Source organism: Polynucleobacter asymbioticus QLW-P1DMWA-1 (assembly GCF_000016345.1).
GTDB lineage: Bacteria > Pseudomonadota > Gammaproteobacteria > Burkholderiales > Burkholderiaceae > Polynucleobacter > Polynucleobacter asymbioticus.
Window position 1 is genome coordinate 388,297 of the sequence record NC_009379.1, and the last position, 18,904, is coordinate 407,200.

The following is an 18,904-nucleotide window of genomic DNA, read 5'->3' on the forward strand; positions in this document are numbered from 1 at the left end:
GCTCCAGTAAAAGCCGCTTTTTTCTTGGATAAATCACTTGCAGCAACTAATGACTTTATGAGCGTTACTCTTGCTATTGATGCCATGGGCGGAGATCATGGAGTCGTAGTCACGGTTCCAGCTGCCTGCGATTTCCTGGAAAAGCATTCTGATGTCAAGATCATCCTCGTTGGTGATCCCGATTTGATTAAGCAAGTCTTAGACAAATCTCCTAAGGCGCCAATTGAGCGCATTCAAATTATTGCTGCGAGTGAAGTGGTCTTAATGGATGACCCCATTGAGATCGCCCTGCGTCGTAAAAAAGATTCTTCTATGCGCGTTGCTATCGTGCAGGTAAAAGAGGGTGCTGCCGATGCGGTGGTTTCCTCAGGCAATACGGGCGCGCTCATGGCGATCTCCCGTTACATTTTGAAAACTCTGGATGGTGTCGATCGCCCAGCAATTGCTACCGCCATCCCTAATGAATTAGGGCTTGGCACGACGATGTTAGATCTCGGTGCTAATGCCGACTGTGAGCCGATGCATTTAGTGCAATTTGCGCAAATGGCAAATGTCATGGTTCAGGTGGTTGACGGCAAACCCAACCCTTCCATAGGCCTTTTAAATATAGGCGAAGAGGTGATTAAAGGTAATGAGGTGGTCAAGCAAACTAGTGAGCTCTTGCGTCAAACTAACTTAAATTTCTACGGTAACGTGGAAGGTAATGATATTTTTAAAGGCACTACCGATATCGTGGTCTGCGATGGCTTTGTTGGCAATGTAGTTTTGAAGGCAAGCGAAGGTTTAGCAAAAATGATGAGTGGTTTGATTCGTAAAGAATTTAATCGCTCCCTCTTCACAAAATTAATGGCAGTTTGTGCCATGGTCCCTTTATTACGTGTTCGTAAGCGGGTCGATCATCGTCGTTATAACGGTGCCGTATTATTAGGTTTACGTGGCTGTGTGATTAAAAGTCATGGTTCAGCCGATCGTTTTGCATTTGGATTTGCCTTGGAGCGCGCCTATGAGGCGTCGAAAAATCACATGGTGGAGCGGATTGCTGCAGCCTTCGTGGTGGAGACAACGGAATGAGTATTTTTTCAAGAATCGCGGGTACCGGAAGCTATCTGCCTGAGTTGCGTCTAACCAATCAAGATTTGGTTGAGCGTTTAGCCAAAACTGGCCTAGAAACCAGTGATGAATGGATTGCCACTCGTAGTGGTATTTCTGCACGTCACTTTGCTGCTGAAAATGAATTAACTAGCGATTTAGCGCTCAAGGCAGCTCAAGCTGCATTAAGTAGTGCTGGTATTACTTCTTCAGATTTAGATCTCATCATTTTGGCAACCTCAACCCCTGATCATTTGGGTGGTTTTCCGAGTACCGCCTGTGTAGTGCAAGATAAGTTAGGTGCCCATACCGCCTGCGCTGCTTTTGATGTGCAAGCAGTCTGCGCAGGATTTACTTATGCCTTAGCCACTGCGGATGCATTTATTCGAACAGGCTCTTACAAAAAAGTATTGGTAATCGGCGCTGAAACCTTTTCACGCATTCTGGATTTTCAAGATCGCGGTACTTGCGTGTTGTTTGGCGATGGAGCTGGTGCCGTAGTGTTAGAAGCATCTTCCGAGCCAGGCATCTTATCGACAGCCTTGCATGCTGATGGTAGTCAGCGAGATATTTTGTGTGTCCCAGGCCGCTCAGGTAATGGTGCGGTACATGGTTCTCCATTCATGACTATGGATGGTCAAGCGGTATTTAAATTGGCTGTGAAAGTCTTAGAGCAAGTAGCGCATGAAGTGTTGGCTAAAGCGAATCTCAAGCCAGAACAAATTGATTGGTTGGTACCTCATCAAGCTAACATTCGCATCATGGAGGGAACTGCCAAGAAGATGGGCATGTCGATGGATAAAGTGATTGTGACTGTGCATGAGCACGGCAATACTTCTGCTGCATCCATTCCCTTGGCGCTTGACTGTGGCATTCGCTCTGGTCAAATTCAGCGCGGTCAACACTTGCTGTTAGAGGGTGTAGGCGGTGGTTTTGCTTGGGGCGCAGTGGCACTCAAGTACTAATATTTTTCCTATTACTTATTTCTTTATTTAGCGAAAATTTCCATGACATTTGCATTCGTATTCCCTGGTCAAGGCTCTCAATCGGTTGGCATGCTCAATTCCATTGCACACCATCCTGAAGTTCGCGCTACCTTGCAAGAGGCCTCTGAGGCTTTAGGTGAAGATGTGGCCAAGTTGATTGCAGAAGGCCCTGCTGAAGCTTTGTCCTTAACCACCAATACTCAGCCGGTCATGTTGACTGCTGGTGTGGCTTTTTATCGGGCATGGTTAGCAGCAGGTGGCCCCCCTCCAAGAGTGATGGCAGGTCATAGCTTAGGTGAGTATTCAGCTTTGGTAGGGGCAGGCGTTATTTCTTTTAAAGATGCTGTTCCTTTTGTGCGTTTTCGTGCTGAAGCAATGCAAAATGCTGTACCAGTAGGTACTGGTGGCATGGCTGCAATTCTTGGTTTGGATGATGCAATAGTGATTCAGGTTTGCGCTGAAGCAAGCGCCGCTTCTAGTGCTGTAGTGGAAGCGGTAAATTTCAATGCGCCCGGACAAGTGGTGATTGCTGGTGCAAGTGATGCGGTAACTAAGGCTTGTGAGATGTTGAAAGCGGCTGGCGCAAAACGCGCTTTACCATTGCCAGTATCTGCACCATTTCATTCCTCTTTATTACAACCAGCATCTGAAAAACTCAAAGGCTATTTGGCAAACATCGAATTTAAAGCGCCCACGATTGCAGTGATTAATAACGTGGATGTTGAAATTCTGAATGAGCCACAAGCTATTAAAGATGCTCTAGTACGTCAGGCTGCCAAACCAGTGCGTTGGCATGAAACTATTCGGGCTATGGCTGGGCAAGGTGTTACGCATGTCGTTGAATGCGGGCCGGGCAAGGTTCTGGCAGGCTTAACAAAGCGTATTCATGATCAAATGACTGGCGTACCAGTATTTGATGAGGCCAGCTTAAATGAGGTGTTGGCTAGCCTGAAATAATGAGCAATTAATACAGAAAAAATACAGCGGAAGATAAATATGAATCTCGACTTAAGCGGACAAATTGCTTTAGTAACTGGCGCATCGCGCGGAATTGGTCAAGCGATTGCGGATGAATTAGTGAGCTGTGGTGCAAAGGTAATCGGTACAGCGACTTCAGAGAGTGGGGCTAATGCTATTAATGAGCGTTTGAAACCGTCTGGCGGAGCTGGCTTGGTGCTCAATGTCACTGCACCCAATGCTTGCGAAGAGATCATCGATCAGATCGTGAAAGAGTATGGCGGTATTAATATTTTGGTTAATAACGCCGGCATCACACGTGATAACTTATCCATGCGTATGAAGGGTGATGAATGGACGGACGTCATTGATACCAACTTAAGCGCCGTCTTCCGTTTATCTCAAGCAGTAATGCGTCCCATGATGAAGGCTCGTGGTGGTCGCATTATCAATATCACCTCTATCGTAGGTCATATGGGAAATCCGGGGCAGGCGAACTACGCAGCTGCAAAAGCAGGTGTTTCTGGGATGACGCGTGCCCTAGCCCGTGAAATCGGTAGCCGAAACATCACAGTGAACTGTGTCGCCCCCGGCTTTATTGATACCGATATGACCCGTGCCTTGAGTGAAGATCAGCAAAATGCCCTAAAAGTGAACATTCCTTTAGCGCGTTTGGGTAGCCCAGAGGATGTAGCCCAGGCAGTGGCCTTTTTGGCCTCTCCAGCGGCTGCCTACATTACGGGTAATACCCTACACGTCAATGGCGGACTATATTTAGCCTAACGGCAAAGCAAGGATTTAATCATTTTTCGGCGGATTTGCTGATTCGGTCCGCCAAACTGATAAAATCTTTCCATCGTTTTTACAACCCCTGGGGAAATTAATGGACAACATCGAACAACGCGTTAAGAAAATCGTCGCTGAGCAATTGGGCGTCGCAGAAGGAGATATCAAAAATGAATCTTCTTTCGTGAACGACTTGGGCGCTGACTCTCTTGACACTGTTGAGCTGGTTATGGCTTTGGAAGATGAATTCGGTATCGAAATTCCTGATGAGGAAGCTGAAAAGATCACCACAGTTCAGCTCGCGATCGACTTCGCTACATCAAAAGCTCAGGGTTAATTCCCTAGCCTAGGCATTACTGTGTCAGCATCAAATGGCCGACGCCGGGTAGTTATTACCGGCCTTGGCCTCATCTCACCTGTTGGTAATTCGGTTGACGTAGCTTGGTCTAATGTGCTCGCGGGCAAATCAGGCATTGCTACGATCACCAAGTTTGACCACACGCCGCTTAGCGTTCATTTCGCTGGAGAGGTGAAAGATTTCAATGTCGAAGAATATGTTTCTGCTAAAGAAGCGCGCCACATGGATACATTTATCCATTACGGCATTGCTGCTGGCACACAAGCAATTCGCGACAGTGGACTAGAGATTAACGAGCAAAACGCGGAACGCGTTGGCGTTATGGTGGGCTCTGGTATTGGCGGTTTGCCAATGATCGAGGAAACAGGCGCTGAGCTGTTGGCTCGCGGCCCTCGTCGCATCTCCCCGTTCTTTGTGCCCGGCTCAATCATTAATATGATTTCTGGTCATCTAAGCATTTTGTTTGGCCTCAAAGGTCCTAACGTCGCTGCAGTAACCGCTTGTACTACTGGTTTGCATAGCATTGGTTTAGCTGCACGTTTGATTCAGTATGGTGATGCTGATGTAATGGTTGCTGGTGGTGCTGAGTCCACAATCTCGGCTTTAGGTGTTGGTGGTTTTGCATCCGCAAGAGCGCTCTCTACACGTAATGATGATCCTGCAACTGCGTCACGTCCTTGGGATAGGGATCGTGATGGTTTTGTTCTGGGTGAAGGTGCTGGTGTGGTGGTGCTTGAAGAGTATGAGCACGCAAAAGCACGTGGCGCAAAAATTTACTGTGAACTACTTGGCTTTGGTATGAGTGGTGACGCGTATCACATGACCGCTCCAAATATGGATGGTCCACGCCGTTGTATGTTGAATGCAATGCGTGATGCTGGCTTAAACGCAGATCAAATCCAATACATTAATGCTCACGGTACTTCTACACCTTTGGGTGACAAGAATGAAACTGGGGCGATCAAGGCTGCTCTGGGCGATCATGCTAAGAAGGTTCTAATTAATTCGACCAAGTCGATGACTGGCCACCTCTTGGGTGGGGCAGGCGGCTTGGAGTCTGTATTTACCATTCTGGCCCTCCATAACCAGAAATCTCCGCCAACAATCAATATCTTTAATCAGGATCCTGAGTGCGATTTGGACTACTGCGCCAATACTGCCAGGGACGTTAAGATTGATCATGCAGTCAAAAACAACTTTGGCTTTGGTGGTACTAACGGCACCTTGATTTTTGGTAAGCTGACCTAATATTCTGAATATCTTTATTGTTGGTTTTCACCAAGTAGGTCTCTAGCATGATGAAAAAGCATTTAATTGCGCTCTTGGCTATTTTGAGTCTTGGGCAATCCCCATTCATTTCCCAGTCAGTCGCCGAGACGCCTCGAGTGACAATTCCTGATTTTGCGGATTTAGTCGAGCGCGCCAGTCCAGCGGTAGTGAATATTCGCACGACAGAAAAGGTGAATGTTCAACAAACTCAGGGTGGTATTCCTGGGATGCCAGAAGATCAAGCAGAATTTTTCCGCCGTTTCTTCGGCGTTCCTATTCCCGGAATTCCAAACAGCCCTAAGCAAGTACAGCCAGCTCCCGGTAAACCTCAAGAGGCTGATCGCGGTGTAGGTTCAGGTTTTATTATTGATTCCAACGGCATGATCTTGACGAACGCGCACGTAGTTGAAGGTGCAACAACGATTTATGTCACCTTGACTGATAAGCGCGAATTCAAAGCGAAGTTGTTGGGTATGGATAAGCGCACCGACGTAGCCGTAGTCAAAATTGATGCGCGTGATCTCCCTAGATTACCTTTGGGTGACTCTTCTAAGGTGCGTGTGGGTGAATGGGTGCTCGCCATTGGCTCCCCGTTCGGCCTGGAGAATACGGTCACTGCAGGTATCGTTTCTGCAAAGAGTCGAGATACTGGCGACTATCTGCCATTCATCCAAACAGACGTTGCTGTGAATCCTGGTAACTCTGGCGGTCCACTCTTAAACACAGCGGGACAAGTGATTGGCATTAATTCGCAAATATTTAGTCGCTCTGGCGGATACATGGGAATTTCTTTTGCCATTCCGATTGATGAAGCAATACGCGTTGCCGATCAATTGCGTACCAATGGAAAAATGACGCGTGGCCGTATCGGTGTCGCTTTAGGTGATATGACTAAAGAAGTGGCTGAGAGTTTAGGTTTGGGTAAGCCACGTGGGGCATATGTTCGCAATGTCGAGCCAGGCGGTCCTGCAGCTGGAGGTGGCATTGAATCAGGCGATGTAATTTTGAGTTTTAATGGACACGAAATCAATAAGTCAACGGATTTACCAAGAGTAGTTGGAGAAACTAAGCCTGGCACTTCTGTAGTGGTGCAAGTTTGGCGTAAAGGCACTACTCGCGACCTCACGGTTACTGTGACGGATGCGGAGTCAAACCAGGCTGCCATTAAAAAGCAGGAGGTACCGGCTGCCAGTGGTAACGGTGGAAATGTTCTGGGTATCCAGGTAAATGACTTAAGTGATGCCAAGAAGAAGGACTGGAATATCAAAGGGGGCGTTGAAGTGACTGGCCTTGGCGACGGTCCTTTAGCTAGGGCGGGGGTTCGTCCTGGGGATGTGATTATCCGCATTGCTGATACGGATATTACGGGGGTGAAGCAGTTTGAGGCCCTGGTTAAAGGTCTGGATAGTAATAAGGCCGTTCCGGTCTTTATTCGCCGTGCTGACAGCACTTTAGTGATCCCAGTAAGGTCAAAATAAGCCATTTTTAGGCCAAAAAATAGGGTTCGGTGCCTAAAGGGCGCCACCCATTACAATGCCCCTAAGACGACTTTTTGCAGCGCATCATTAAGGTGCGTTCTGATAAGGCGTTTTTTGAATTACTCAGAATTACTAACTAAGACGCTATGGATTTAATCCGCAATTTTTCTATCATCGCCCATATTGATCATGGCAAGTCTACGCTTGCAGATCGCATTATTCAGCATTGTGGCGGCCTCTCTGATCGTGAAATGGAAGCCCAAGTTCTCGATTCGATGGATATTGAGCGCGAGCGTGGAATTACGATTAAAGCCCAAACAGCTGCATTGACTTATAAGTCCAGGGACGGCAAAACCTACAACATCAATTTGATTGATACGCCGGGCCACGTTGACTTTTCATACGAGGTGAGCCGTTCTTTATCTGCATGCGAAGGTGCATTGCTGGTGGTGGATGCTAGTCAAGGTGTTGAGGCTCAAACCGTAGCCAACTGTTACATGGCCTTAGAGTTAGGTGTCGAAGTAGTACCAGTGCTTAATAAGATTGACTTGCCTCAAGCTGATCCTGAGCGCGCTAAAAAAGAAATTGAAGATGTGATTGGCATTGATGCATCTCATGCAGTCACCTGCTCAGCCAAAACAGGCTTAGGTGTTCAAGATGTGATCGAGGAGATGATTGCTAGAGTGCCTCCGCCCACAGGTAACGCAGCAGATCCATTGCAAGCTTTGATTATTGATTCATGGTTTGATAACTACGTTGGCGTGGTCATGTTGGTGCGCGTTGTAAATGGCTCTTTAAAACCAAAAGACAAAATTACCTTAATGGCGAATGGTTCAAGTCATTTAGTTGAACACGTAGGCGTGTTTAGTCCAAAGTCGATAGACCGCCCTGAGTTATCTGCTGGTCAAGTGGGCTTTGTGATTGCTGGTATTAAAGAGTTAAAAGCCGCTAAGGTGGGTGATACCGTAACGCATTCTCCAGGACAGCAAGGTCGAGTTCCCGCTACTGAGCCGCTACCCGGCTTTAAAGAAGTGAAGCCTCAAGTGTTTGCTGGTTTATATCCCGTGGAATCAAGTGAATACGATCAGTTGCGTGAATCATTAGAGAAGTTGCAGTTAAACGATGCTTCCCTTTTGTATGAGCCAGAAGTGTCACAGGCTCTTGGTTTTGGATTTCGTTGTGGCTTCTTAGGTTTATTGCACATGGAGATTGTGCAAGAGCGCTTAGAGCGTCAGTACGGCATGAATCTCATTACTACCGCTCCAACGGTGGTGTACCAAGTAGAGCAATCTGATGGATCTATTCTCTCAGTTGATAACCCATCGAAGATGCCAGAGGCCAGCAAGATCAATACGATTCTTGAGCCTATCGTGACAGTGAATTTGTATATGCCCCAAGAATATGTGGGTGCGATCATTACTCTGTGTGTTGGTAAGCGTGGCATACAAATGGACATGAATTATCTAGGCCGTCAAGTCAAACTCACTTATGAGTTGCCGATGGCAGAGATTGTGTTGGACTTCTTTGACAAAATGAAATCCATCTCACGCGGTTATGCCTCGATGGATTATGAGTTCAAAGAGTATCGCCCAGCAGACGTAGTGAAGGTTGATATTCTCATTAATGGCGAGCGGGTGGATGCACTCTCTGTGATTGTTCACCGCAGTAATAGCCAGCATCGTGGACGCGAAGTTGTTGCTAAGATGCGCGGCATTATTCCTCGTCAAATGTTTGATGTAGCTATTCAAGCGGCCATTGGTAGCAATATCGTTGCCCGTGAAAACGTAAAGGCCTTACGCAAAAACGTTTTGGCTAAGTGCTATGGTGGTGATATCTCCCGTAAACGCAAGTTATTAGAGAAGCAAAAAGAGGGTAAGAAGCGTATGAAGCAGGTTGGTAACGTAGAAATTCCACAAGAAGCTTTCTTAGCTATTTTGCAGGTGGACGATTAATGAACTTTGCCCTCATCCTTTTTATCTTGGTGGTAATTTCAGGCATTGCTTGGATTGCTGATCGCTATTACTTTGCGCCTCAAAGACGCCTGGCTGGTATTGACCGTATGCCGTTATGGCTGGAATATACCGCTGGATTCTTCCCGGTCATTTGCGCGGTATTTGTTTTACGCTCTTTTATCGTCGAGCCATTTAAGATCCCCTCGGGCTCCATGATTCCGACTTTGCAAATTGGCGACTTCATTTTGGTGAATAAATTTACCTACGGCATTCGTTTGCCAGTCATCAATCAGAAGGTGATTGACTTGGGTGCTCCAAAGCGTGGTGATGTGATTGTTTTTCGTTACCCACGTGATGAGTCGATTGATTACATCAAACGGGTAGTGGCACTGCCTGGCGATGTGATTGAGTATCAAGATAAGCGTCTGATTATTAATGGCCAGCCCTTAGCTTACAGCGGTGGTGAGCCATATCTCGATCCTGAGAATATGCGTTATGCCAAGCTCTTTACAGAAACATTCCCACCAGATTTGGGTGGCAATCGTCACGAGATCTTGAATGACCCAGATCGTCCCGCAACAGTTTTTCCGACTGAACGTTTTCCAGGCGTTGAGTTTTGCCAGTATCAAGAATCCGGTTTAACTTGCAAAGTACCTGCGGGTCACTATTTTGCAATGGGTGATAACCGTGATAACAGTGCAGACTCACGCTATTGGGGTTTTGTACCAGATAAAAATATCGTTGGTAAAGCCTTCTTTGTTTGGCTAAATCTGGGCAATCTTCGTCGAATAGGCGGATTCGAGTAATTGTATGAACGCGCGCGCCGTCATTGAAACCGCAACGCTTCAAGAGCGCCTTGGCTACGTCTTTAAAAAGACTGAGCTTCTTAATCAAGCCTTAACGCATCGCAGCCACAGCAAGAAGAATAACGAACGCCTGGAGTTTTTGGGCGATTCTATTTTGAACTGCGTGGTTGCAGATCTCTTGTATGAGCGCTACTCTGATTTAGACGAGGGTGACCTTTCTCGTGTCCGCGCTAATTTGGTGAAGCAACAGGCTTTATATGAAATAGCGCAGACACTTTTATTGTCTGACCATCTTCGCCTTGGTGAAGGTGAGTTAAAAAGTGGGGGATTCCGTCGCCCATCGATTCTGGCGGATACTTTAGAGGCGGTAACGGGCGCAATCTTTTTGGATGGCGGTTTTGATGCTGCAAAAGATTGCTTGCGTAAGCTGTACTCGGTGATTTTGGCTCAAGTTGATCCCAAGACTTTAGGTAAAGATGACAAAACACTTTTACAAGAGTGTTTGCAGGGCTACCAACTGCCTTTGCCAACTTATAACGTCACAGGAACAACTGGTGCTGCACATAATCAACAGTTTGAGGTTGAGTGCTTAATTCCAAGTCTGAAGGTTTCTGTCAAAGGTGATGGTGCATCACGCCGCGCTGCCGAACAATCGGCCGCTAAGATCGCTTTAGTTGCGGTGCTCAAGGCCCTGCCTCAAGAATCTCGTAAACCCAAGAAAACTCGGTCGGCTAAGAAGAAGGCGGCCAAAAAAGAAGTGACCGAAGAGCAGTTAAATCTTAAGCTGAAGGGCTAATCGTGTTTAGATGCGGCACTATCGCCATTGTTGGGCGTCCTAATATGGGTAAATCAACTCTGTTGAACGCTTTGGTTGGTCAAAAGATTAGTATCACCTCACGCAAAGCTCAGACAACTCGTCATCGCATTTTGGGCATCCAGAATCGCGAAGAAGCCCAATTCATCTTTATTGATACCCCTGGTTTTCAGACGCGTTTGATGAATACCTTAAACAAGGCATTAAATCGCACAGTTACTACTGCCTTGCAAGATGTAAATGTCGCTTGCTTTGTAGTGGAAGCTGGTTATTTTGGTGAAGATGATAAAAAAGTATTGAAGTTACTTCCGGATGATTTGCCGGTTGTTCTAGTGTTGAACAAGCTGGATTTATTTAATAGCCGCTTTCAGACTCCTTCAGAGCGTGACCAAGCCTTGCTCAGCTTTATTAAAGAAATGGCTCTCCCTTGGTGTGAATTAGGCGGCCATGAAGATCAAAAGTCTGAGTTTGCTGAAATCGTGCCGATGAGCGCCAAGAGTCCTGGCGATATCGAAAGACTATTAGACGTCCTCGAGGGATATTTGCCTGAGGCTGAGGCCGTCTACGATGGCGACACTATTACCGATCGCAGTGAGCGCTTCTTAGCAGCTGAGATTCTTCGTGAAAAGGTATTTCGTTTTACTGGCGAAGAGTTGCCCTACACCAGCACCGTGGTCATAGATCAATTTAAGATGGATGGAAAAATGCGCCGCATTGCTGCAACCATCTTGGTGGATCGGGATAGCCACAAAGCGATGATTATTGGACAAAAGGGTGAGCGCCTAAAAAAGATTTCCACTGATGCGCGCATCGATATGGAAAAGCTCTTTGATGGCAAAGTCTTTTTAGAGACTTGGGTGAAGGTGAAGCGTGGCTGGGCCGATGACCGAGCTGAATTACGGGCGCAAGGTCTAGAGTAAAACGCCATGGCCTCGATTCGTGTTGCTGACGAACCTGCTTTTGTATTGCACAGCATCCCCTATAAAGAGACTAGCTTAATCCTGGATGTCTTTACACGGCAGCATGGCCGCATGGCCTTAATTGCCAAGGGCGCTAAACGTCCCCATTCTGTCTTACGACCAGTATTACAGCGGTTTCAACCGTTATTAGTTTCATGGAGTGGTAAATCAGAATTACGTACTCTGACTAAATCCGAATGGGTAGGTGGCATGCCTTCTCTAGTCGGCGATGCTTTGCTCTGTGGGTTTTATCTCAATGAGCTATTGGTCAAGTTTTTGGCTCGAGAAGATGATTACGAAAGGCTTTACGATCGTTACTCAGAAACGATTAATGCTTTGTCTAATCTCGAGTTTGAATCTAAAGGTTTAGAGGAAATATTACGACCTTTTGAACTCTCTTTATTGCAAGAGACAGGGTATGCCGCTGCATTAGATCGCTGTGTTGAAACAAACGATTCTCCTGTTTTTGAGGCCCTCTATGTTTACCAACCTGAGCGTGGTGTGCGCCCAATACAGGTTGACGACCCCGGTCATTGGCCGGTTTTGCGGGGGAAGTCGCTCTTGGCGATTGCTGCAGGAGATTTTTCTGATCCAGAAACTCTGTCTGAGAGTAAGCAACTCATGCGGTTTCTATTGGGACTGCACTTGCAGGATCAAGTCTTAACCACGCGGCAAATTTTGATTGATTTAAAGAAAATCTAGTAATCTACAGGAATGACTGCTTCTCACGCCTTGGAATTGGGTATCAATATTGATCACGTCGCTACCTTGCGAAATGCGCGAGGTACGATATATCCCGACCCCCTGAGAGCGGCTCAGCTTGCAGAATCGGCAGGCGCTGATTTAATTACCTTGCACTTACGCGAAGATCGTCGCCATATTAAAGATGCAGACTTATTCGCATTGCGACCATTAATTAAAACCCGCATGAATTTAGAGTGTGCCGTTACTCCTGAAATGATCGACATTGCATGCAAGGTAAAGCCACATGATGTGTGCTTAGTACCTGAGAAGCGGGAAGAGGTCACTACCGAAGGTGGTTTGGATGTAGTGGGCCACTATGAAGCTGTTAAAGCGGCCACCTCCCAACTAAAGAACGCAGGCATTCGCGTATCTTTATTTATTGATCCTGAAGAAAAGCAAATTCAGGCAGCAAAAGATATTGGCGCGACAGTGGTTGAATTGCATACTGGTCGTTATGCTGACTTATCAGGATCAGAGCAGGTTGTTGAATTAGAGCGTATTCGAAAAGCAGCAAAGTTCGGAAAAAGCATCGGCTTGAGAGTCAATGCTGGCCACGGATTACATGAGGGAAATGTCATGCCTATGGCTGCTATTGATGAATTGTCAGAGCTCAATATTGGTCATGCGATAGTGGCTGAGGCTTTATTTAAGGGTTGGCAGAAAGCCATCACTGACATGAAGGCTCTGATGGTTCAAGGTAGAAATAATCAAAAATGATCATCGGCATCGGCACTGACATTTTGCAGATAGAGCGTTTACAGGCTGCTTACGATCGCACGAACGGTCGCCTGGCTGAAAAGGTGCTTGGCCCAGATGAGATGCTGGTGTTCAAGCACCGTCTTGCTAGAAATCACAAACGAGGCATAGCGTTTTTAGCAACGCGCTTTGCTGCTAAAGAAGCATTCTCAAAGGCAATTGGCTTAGGTATGCATATGCCAATGACTTGGCGCTCATTGCAAACTTTAAATGAGCCTAGCGGAAAACCAATCACCTCATACTTGGGCGCGCTAGCTCAATTTATGGCGGAAAAGAATTGGGAAGCACATATTACTGTGAGTGATGAGCAAGATATGGCAATTGCCCATGTGATCGTTACTCAAAAATAATCACCAGAAATCAAGTATTTATATAGAGGAAGAAATGAGTAAAGCGACTATGAATCCAGGGCCAATTACATTGGATGTGGTGGGTCAGGTCTTAAATGCAGAAGACCGTCGCCGGATCTTGCATCCCCTCACTGGTGGCGTGATTTTATTTGGCCGTAATTTTGCCAATCGCAAGCAGCTTACTAAGCTCACCGCAGATATTAAAAAGCTTCGCCCTGATGTCTTGATTTCGATTGACCATGAAGGTGGGCGAGTTCAGCGCGCTAAGACCGATGGCTTTACTCATTTACCCGCTATGCGTAAATTAGGAGAGTTGTGGGGCGCTAAACATCATTCTTCTCATGCCGCTGAATCAGCTGCTCTAGCAATGGCAGCAGCAACTGCTTGTGGTTATGTTTTGGCAGCTGAGCTGCGAGCATGTGGCGTTGACTTTAGCTTTACACCAGTACTCGATTTAGATTTTGGTCGTAGCGGCGTCATTGGTGACCGTTCATTTAGTCGTGATCCCCAAATCGTATTTGTATTAGCAAAGAGTCTGAATGAAGGTTTACGTTTAGGCGGAATGGAGAATTGCGGCAAGCACTTCCCGGGACATGGTTGGGCAGAGGCGGATTCTCATGTGGCGATTCCAGTGGATGAACGTTCTCTTCAAGAAATTCTGAATGATGATGCTAAGCCCTATGAGTGGCTAGATTTAAGCCTTGCTGCAGTGATGCCGGCCCATGTGATTTACCCTAAGGTTGATAGTAATCCTGCAGGCTTCTCAAAAATCTGGCTACATTCCATTTTGCGCCAAGAATTAGGTTTTGAGGGCGTGATCTTTAGTGACGATCTCTCAATGGAGGGTGCAAGTGTTGCTGGATCAGTGGTTAAAGGCGCTGAGCTGGCCTTAGAGGCGGGTTGTGATGCAGTGTTGATCTGTAATCGACCTGATTTGGCAGATCAGCTTCTTAGCAAGCTCAAAGTCTCCAAAACCAAGCTGGACGAGTCTAAAAGGCGCTTAAATAGGCTCATGCCAACTTCCCCTGCAGTAGCCTGGGATTTATTGCAGAATGAGCCAGAGTATCAGCATGCTAAAGGTTTACTCAAGCAGTTCAATTTAATTTGAGTGTCATTTCAATCGAGAGGATCGCAATATGAAAAAAAGTTTTCTTAGCTTAGTCTTACTTGCTTCATCGACTGTCGTCTTTAGCGCTGGCGATTCCCATTGGGGCTACGAAGGTAAAACGGGCCCTGATAATTGGGGTAATTTGAGTCCCGAGTTCGCTACTTGTAAGTTGGGCCAGCAACAAGCGCCAATTGATATTCCAACAAAGTCTTTAGGCAAAGCAACTGCGGCAATTAAGCCTGCTTACAAAGCTTCAGCTGGCGAAATTATTAATAACGGACATACCATTCAAGTTGCCCTATCGGATGCTGGCGGCGCCAATTTATCTGGTGTCGATTACAAGTTTTTACAAATGCATTTTCATGCGCCTGGCGAAGAAAAGGTTGACGGAAAGTCATACCCATTTAATGCTCACTTAGTGCATCAGAGTGCTGATGGTAAGTTAGCAGTGATTGGAGTGTTCTTTAAAGAAGGCACTGAAAACCCAGTATTCAAAGAGGCATTTGCGCAAATGCCTAGCGCAGAAGGAAAAGTAGCCATTAAGGGAAAGATCGATCCTAGTGGGCTACTCCCTAAATCGCTTGCTTACTATAGCTACACAGGTTCCTTGACAACCCCTCCCTGTAGTGAAGGTGTCACTTTCTACATCCTGAAAACCCCAATGGAAATGTCTAAAGCGCAGTTAGAGCAATTTAGAAAACTCTACCCTATGAATGCTCGTCCAACATTCCCATTGAACGGCCGCAAGATCACTGAAACGAATTAATGCACGTTGCTTCAGTGAGGCGTTCTAGGTAATGGCAATAAAAAAGCCCGGCATGCCGGGCTTTTTTAACATCTGTAGCTAGCTAATTAGTTAGCGCGGCTGCGGTACTCACCTGTGCGAGTATCGATTTCAATCTTGTCACCAGTGTTGCAGAACAATGGAACTTGCAGTTCATAGCCAGTTGCCAATTTGGCGTTCTTTAATACCTTGCCTGAGCTGGTGTCGCCTTTAACTGCTGGCTCTGTGTAAATGATTTCGCGAACGAGTGAGTTAGGCATTGCTACTGAAAGTGCTTTACCTTCGTAGAACACTACTTCGCATGGCATGCTTTCTTCGAGGTAGTTCAAGGCATCACCCATGAACTCAGCCTCAACTTCATACTGGTTGTATTCAGTATCCATGAATACATACATTGGATCTGCAAAGTAAGAGTAGGTGCATTCTTTTTTGTCGAGAATCACAACATCAAATTTGTCATCAGCTTTGAAAACACCTTCGTTCGGTGCGCCAGTTAACAAATTCTTAAATTTCATTTTCACAACGGATGAGTTGCGGCCGGAGCGGCTGTATTCTGCTTTTAAAACGACCATGGCATCAGTGCCGATCATTACTACGTTACCAACGCGGAGTTCTTGTGCTGTTTTCATCTTGCTATTCCTGGGTGCAGAGTTGTTTTTCTGCGGTTTTTATCAAAAACAAGATTGTAACCGCCCGAAAGCCTTTATTGCTTGGCCTTAGGCAATAAACCGCACTAGACGGGCTGCCAAGCCCCCATCCCCCTGTTTTTCGAGTAAATGGGTGCGCCAAGCTTGCGCATGCTTATTCCAGATTTGGAGTGAATTAAACCAATCGCTTGGCATGGCCCATGTCATCGCTGCTATCGTTGCCAGTTTTAAATCTTGACTAGCATCTGATAGATATAGATCTAAGAAGGCGGCTAATTTAACTTCGTGCGCGCGATCTTCTTGTGGGTAGATATGCCAAATGAAGGGTTTGCCTGCAAGTTGCGCTCGAATAAATGAATCTTCTCCACGAACAATATTGAAGTCACATTGCGATAGCACCCAGTCATATTCATCCTGAGAAACAAAGGGCATTGAGAATAGCTTTAGATTGTTAGGCAGCTCAATAGGTTGCTCACCATATAAATTTAATTGTTCTGCGTGACCATGGGCTAGCAAAATGTCGACGTTTTCACCAAGCGCTGCTAAATCACTGAGCCATTTGCGTAAAGGTGCGCCAGGATAACAAAAGATACTGATGCGTTTTGCATTGGGACGAAGTGTTGACCAAAGGGCTTGTAGATCTTTCGGAATTTGGTTTTCTACTAAGCTGCCAATGGGTGGAATGGGGTCCAGTAAAAGACCGCCCACATCATCTTGAAAGCCTGGAAAGAAAAAATATTTTGGAATGCCATGGGATTGAGGTGATGCCTTTCCATGAAATTCAGATACCCAAGGCTCTGCGCTCAAATACTCTAAATTAATAATGATGGGTTTAATCGGGGCAATAAAGAGATTCGTTAGATAGCGCTCCGGAAGTTCGCAGCCGAAAGCCTCCACTACCACATCGGGAACTTTAACGGGATGGCGCACATTTTCATGGCTAGCCTCCCATGGCTGGATATCGATTTTTTCTTTAATCCTGGGATCCACTCCGGAAGCGAGTAAATTGAGGGTTGGCAGATCATCGCAAAAAATGCGCACCTCTTGGCCGTGAAGACTTGATAAGCTTCGGGCTAGTCGCCAGCAAACACCGGCATCACCATAGTTATCGACGATTTGGCAGAAAATATCCCAACGCATGAGCAATTCGCTTTTTGAAACCCTTCAGCAGGACGTTAAACGGCTACCCGGATTGCCGGGGGTATATCGCTTTTTTGACGAAGCAGGGAATATTTTGTATGTTGGCAAAGCTCGTAATCTCAAAAAGCGGGTTTCTAGTTATTTTCAGCGTACACAGCTCTCGCCGCGCATTGAATTAATGGTGGGCAAAATTGCCCGCTATGAAACAACGGTAACACGGACAGAAACTGAAGCTCTTATTCTAGAGAACAATCTCATTAAAGAGTTAGCGCCCCCATTTAATATTTTGTTTCGGGATGACAAGTCTTATCCCTACGTGATGTTAACGGGTCACCAATTTCCACGTTTGGCGTCTTATCGAGGCAAGGTCGATAAGCGCAATCATTATTTCGGACCCTTCCCGAATAGTTGGGCAGTACGCAATAGCGTACAAATTCTGCAAAAAGTGTTTCGCCTGAGAACGTGCGAAGACTCCGTCTTTAAAAATCGCAGCCGCCCGTGTTTGCTGCATCAAATTCATCGCTGTAGCGCTCCTTGTGTTGGGCGTTTAAGTGTGGAGCAATATAGTCAAGATGTAGCACAAGCAACGCGCTTTTTAGAGGGCGACCATAGCCGAGTTTTATCCGAATTAGAAAAAGAGATGCATGTGCATAGTGAAGCCATGGAGTTTGAGATGGCCGCTATATTGCGTGATCGAATCGCTGATCTTTCTAGTGTCTTACAACAGCAAGCAATGGATACGGTTGCCGAAGGAGAGGGTGATGTAGACGTTATTGCGGTTGCTCTGATGGAGGGTATGGTCTGCGTGAACTTAGCAATGGTGCGTGGCGGTAGGCATCTTGGAGATAGGGCTTACTTCCCCAAGGGCTTGCGCTCTTCCTCCGGTGAATTGCCATCGCCAACAGAAATTTTAGAAGCCTTCATCGCTCAGCATTATTTAGATGAGACCGCTGGAGAAGAGGTGTCGGTAACGAATTTAATTCCACCGGTCATTGTGATGAATCATGCCTTGCAGGCAGCCGGTGATGAAATTACAACTCTGAGTGAGAGTCCGCCAGAAGACTTACATGATTTATTAAATGCTCAGGCTGGTCGAAAAATTACCTTCTTACATCAGCCCCAAGGCCAACGACGCCATTGGCTTGCGATGGCAGAAGGCAATGCCAAGATTGCTTTAACAAAACGCTTGGTAGAGACAGGCGGTCAGTTAGCTCGGGCACGTGCCTTAGTGGATATTCTGAGTTTGGACTTAGAGGGCTTAGAACATTTGCGTATTGAATGTTTTGATATTAGCCATACTTCAGGTGAGGCTACTCAAGCATCTTGTGTTGTCTATGCAAAAAATGCCATGCAGTCGAGTGAGTATCGTAGATTTAATATCAATGACATTACCCCTGGCGATGACTACGCAGCAATGCGCCAGGTATTACAAAGACGGTATGCCAATTTCCAGGAACTTCCCCCAGAAAAAATGCCACAAGTCATTTTGGTTGATGGCGGTAAAGGCCAGGTAGAAATGGCTCGTCAAGTGCTTACAGAATTTGGTATGGATGTTAGTCTGATTGTTGGTGTCGCCAAAGGGGAGGGTCGAAAAGTTGGCCTAGAGACCTTGATTTTTGCTGATGGTCGCGAACCCCTGGAGCTTGGTATTGATAGTGCTGCCTTGTTATTGGTTGCCCAAATTCGAGATGAGGCACATCGGTTTGCCATTACCGGCATGCGTGCCAAGCGTGCAAAAGCAAGAACAGTCTCTCGTTTAGAGGAGATCGAGGGTATTGGGGCCAAGCGACGACAGAAGTTACTTGCTCGCTTTGGTGGTCTGAAAGGGGTAGCTAATGCCAGTATTGAAGAGATTGCTAGTGTGGAGGGGGTTTCTCTTACTCTTGCAGAGCAGATTTATCGTCAACTCCATTAGCCTCTA

At 46.4% G+C, this 18,904-nt stretch carries 19 protein-coding genes; 17 read left to right on the forward strand and 2 right to left on the reverse strand.

Going from position 1 to position 18,904, the window contains the following annotated elements; translation table 11 throughout:
• Nucleotides 1-57 precede the first annotated feature (57 nt).
• The 16 genes from plsX to PNUC_RS02155 all read left to right on the forward strand — a co-directional run bounded on the left by plsX (nucleotide 58) and on the right by PNUC_RS02155 (nucleotide 15,178).
• Nucleotides 58-1,071, forward strand: coding sequence for a phosphate acyltransferase PlsX (gene plsX, locus PNUC_RS02080; RefSeq protein WP_011902242.1), 1,014 nt, complete (start codon nucleotides 58-60; stop codon nucleotides 1,069-1,071).
• Nucleotides 1,068-2,054: a beta-ketoacyl-ACP synthase III gene (locus PNUC_RS02085; RefSeq protein ID WP_011902243.1), complete on the forward strand. Its 987-nt coding sequence runs from the start codon at nucleotides 1,068-1,070 to the stop codon at nucleotides 2,052-2,054. The genes plsX and PNUC_RS02085 overlap by 4 nt, the downstream gene beginning before the upstream one ends.
• A gap of 42 nt (nucleotides 2,055-2,096) precedes the next feature.
• Nucleotides 2,097-3,032 (forward strand): ACP S-malonyltransferase, encoded by a 936-nt coding sequence (fabD, locus tag PNUC_RS02090; RefSeq protein ID WP_011902244.1) that lies wholly within the window; start codon nucleotides 2,097-2,099, stop codon nucleotides 3,030-3,032.
• A gap of 39 nt (nucleotides 3,033-3,071) precedes the next feature.
• Complete coding sequence (gene fabG, locus PNUC_RS02095) at nucleotides 3,072-3,815, forward strand: 3-oxoacyl-ACP reductase FabG (protein ID WP_011902245.1); 744 nt, start codon at nucleotides 3,072-3,074, stop codon at nucleotides 3,813-3,815.
• A 100-nt stretch (nucleotides 3,816-3,915) separates the two neighbouring features.
• The gene (gene acpP, locus PNUC_RS02100) at nucleotides 3,916-4,155 is read left to right on the forward strand and encodes an acyl carrier protein (protein WP_011902246.1); all 240 of its coding nucleotides are present in this window, start codon (nucleotides 3,916-3,918) and stop codon (nucleotides 4,153-4,155) included.
• A 21-nt stretch (nucleotides 4,156-4,176) separates the two neighbouring features.
• The gene (gene fabF, locus PNUC_RS02105) at nucleotides 4,177-5,424 is read left to right on the forward strand and encodes a beta-ketoacyl-ACP synthase II (RefSeq protein WP_011902247.1); all 1,248 of its coding nucleotides are present in this window, start codon (nucleotides 4,177-4,179) and stop codon (nucleotides 5,422-5,424) included.
• Between the two features lie 47 nt (nucleotides 5,425-5,471).
• Nucleotides 5,472-6,923 (forward strand): DegQ family serine endoprotease, encoded by a 1,452-nt coding sequence (locus tag PNUC_RS02110; protein WP_011902248.1) that lies wholly within the window; start codon nucleotides 5,472-5,474, stop codon nucleotides 6,921-6,923.
• A gap of 146 nt (nucleotides 6,924-7,069) precedes the next feature.
• Nucleotides 7,070-8,875 carry a translation elongation factor 4 gene (gene lepA, locus PNUC_RS02115; protein ID WP_011902249.1) on the forward strand — a complete coding sequence of 602 codons (1,806 nt, stop codon included), beginning with the start codon at nucleotides 7,070-7,072 and terminating at the stop codon, nucleotides 8,873-8,875.
• Nucleotides 8,875-9,681: a signal peptidase I gene (gene lepB, locus PNUC_RS02120; protein ID WP_011902250.1), complete on the forward strand. Its 807-nt coding sequence runs from the start codon at nucleotides 8,875-8,877 to the stop codon at nucleotides 9,679-9,681. Before lepA ends, lepB begins: the two co-directional genes overlap by 1 nt.
• Nucleotides 9,682-9,685: 4 nt before the next feature.
• Nucleotides 9,686-10,477, forward strand: coding sequence for a ribonuclease III (gene rnc / locus PNUC_RS02125; RefSeq protein WP_011902251.1), 792 nt, complete (start codon nucleotides 9,686-9,688; stop codon nucleotides 10,475-10,477).
• A 44-nt stretch (nucleotides 10,478-10,521) separates the two neighbouring features.
• Entirely contained in the window at nucleotides 10,522-11,415 is an 894-nt protein-coding gene (gene era / locus PNUC_RS02130) for a GTPase Era (protein ID WP_233424084.1), read from the forward strand.
• A 6-nt stretch (nucleotides 11,416-11,421) separates the two neighbouring features.
• The gene (gene recO, locus PNUC_RS02135; RefSeq protein WP_011902253.1) at nucleotides 11,422-12,156 is read left to right on the forward strand and encodes a DNA repair protein RecO; all 735 of its coding nucleotides are present in this window, start codon (nucleotides 11,422-11,424) and stop codon (nucleotides 12,154-12,156) included.
• 12 nt (nucleotides 12,157-12,168) lie between these two features.
• Nucleotides 12,169-12,915, forward strand: a complete 747-nt coding sequence (locus PNUC_RS02140) for a pyridoxine 5'-phosphate synthase (protein WP_011902254.1) — start codon at nucleotides 12,169-12,171, stop codon at nucleotides 12,913-12,915.
• Complete coding sequence (acpS, locus tag PNUC_RS02145; protein ID WP_011902255.1) at nucleotides 12,912-13,304, forward strand: holo-ACP synthase; 393 nt, start codon at nucleotides 12,912-12,914, stop codon at nucleotides 13,302-13,304. The genes PNUC_RS02140 and acpS overlap by 4 nt, the downstream gene beginning before the upstream one ends.
• 34 nt (nucleotides 13,305-13,338) lie before the next feature.
• A complete protein-coding gene (gene nagZ, locus PNUC_RS02150) occupies nucleotides 13,339-14,412 on the forward strand; it encodes a beta-N-acetylhexosaminidase (RefSeq protein ID WP_011902256.1) in 1,074 nt (357 codons plus the stop codon).
• Nucleotides 14,413-14,440: 28 nt separating this feature from the next.
• Nucleotides 14,441-15,178, forward strand: coding sequence for a carbonic anhydrase (locus tag PNUC_RS02155; protein WP_011902257.1), 738 nt, complete (start codon nucleotides 14,441-14,443; stop codon nucleotides 15,176-15,178).
• Nucleotides 15,179-15,264: 86 nt separating this feature from the next.
• Here the strand turns inward: PNUC_RS02155 and efp are convergent, their stop codons facing one another.
• Together efp and earP are read right to left on the reverse strand one after the other, a co-directional pair.
• A complete protein-coding gene (efp, locus tag PNUC_RS02160) occupies nucleotides 15,265-15,825 on the reverse strand; it encodes an elongation factor P (protein WP_011902258.1) in 561 nt (186 codons plus the stop codon).
• Nucleotides 15,826-15,912: 87 nt separating this feature from the next.
• Complete coding sequence (earP, locus tag PNUC_RS02165) at nucleotides 15,913-16,983, reverse strand: elongation factor P maturation arginine rhamnosyltransferase EarP (RefSeq protein WP_011902259.1); 1,071 nt, start codon at nucleotides 16,981-16,983, stop codon at nucleotides 15,913-15,915.
• Here earP and uvrC point away from each other — a divergent pair.
• Entirely contained in the window at nucleotides 16,982-18,898 is a 1,917-nt protein-coding gene (uvrC, locus tag PNUC_RS02170; protein WP_080512729.1) for an excinuclease ABC subunit UvrC, read from the forward strand. The genes earP and uvrC overlap by 2 nt on opposite strands.
• Nucleotides 18,899-18,904: the final 6 nt, after the last annotated feature.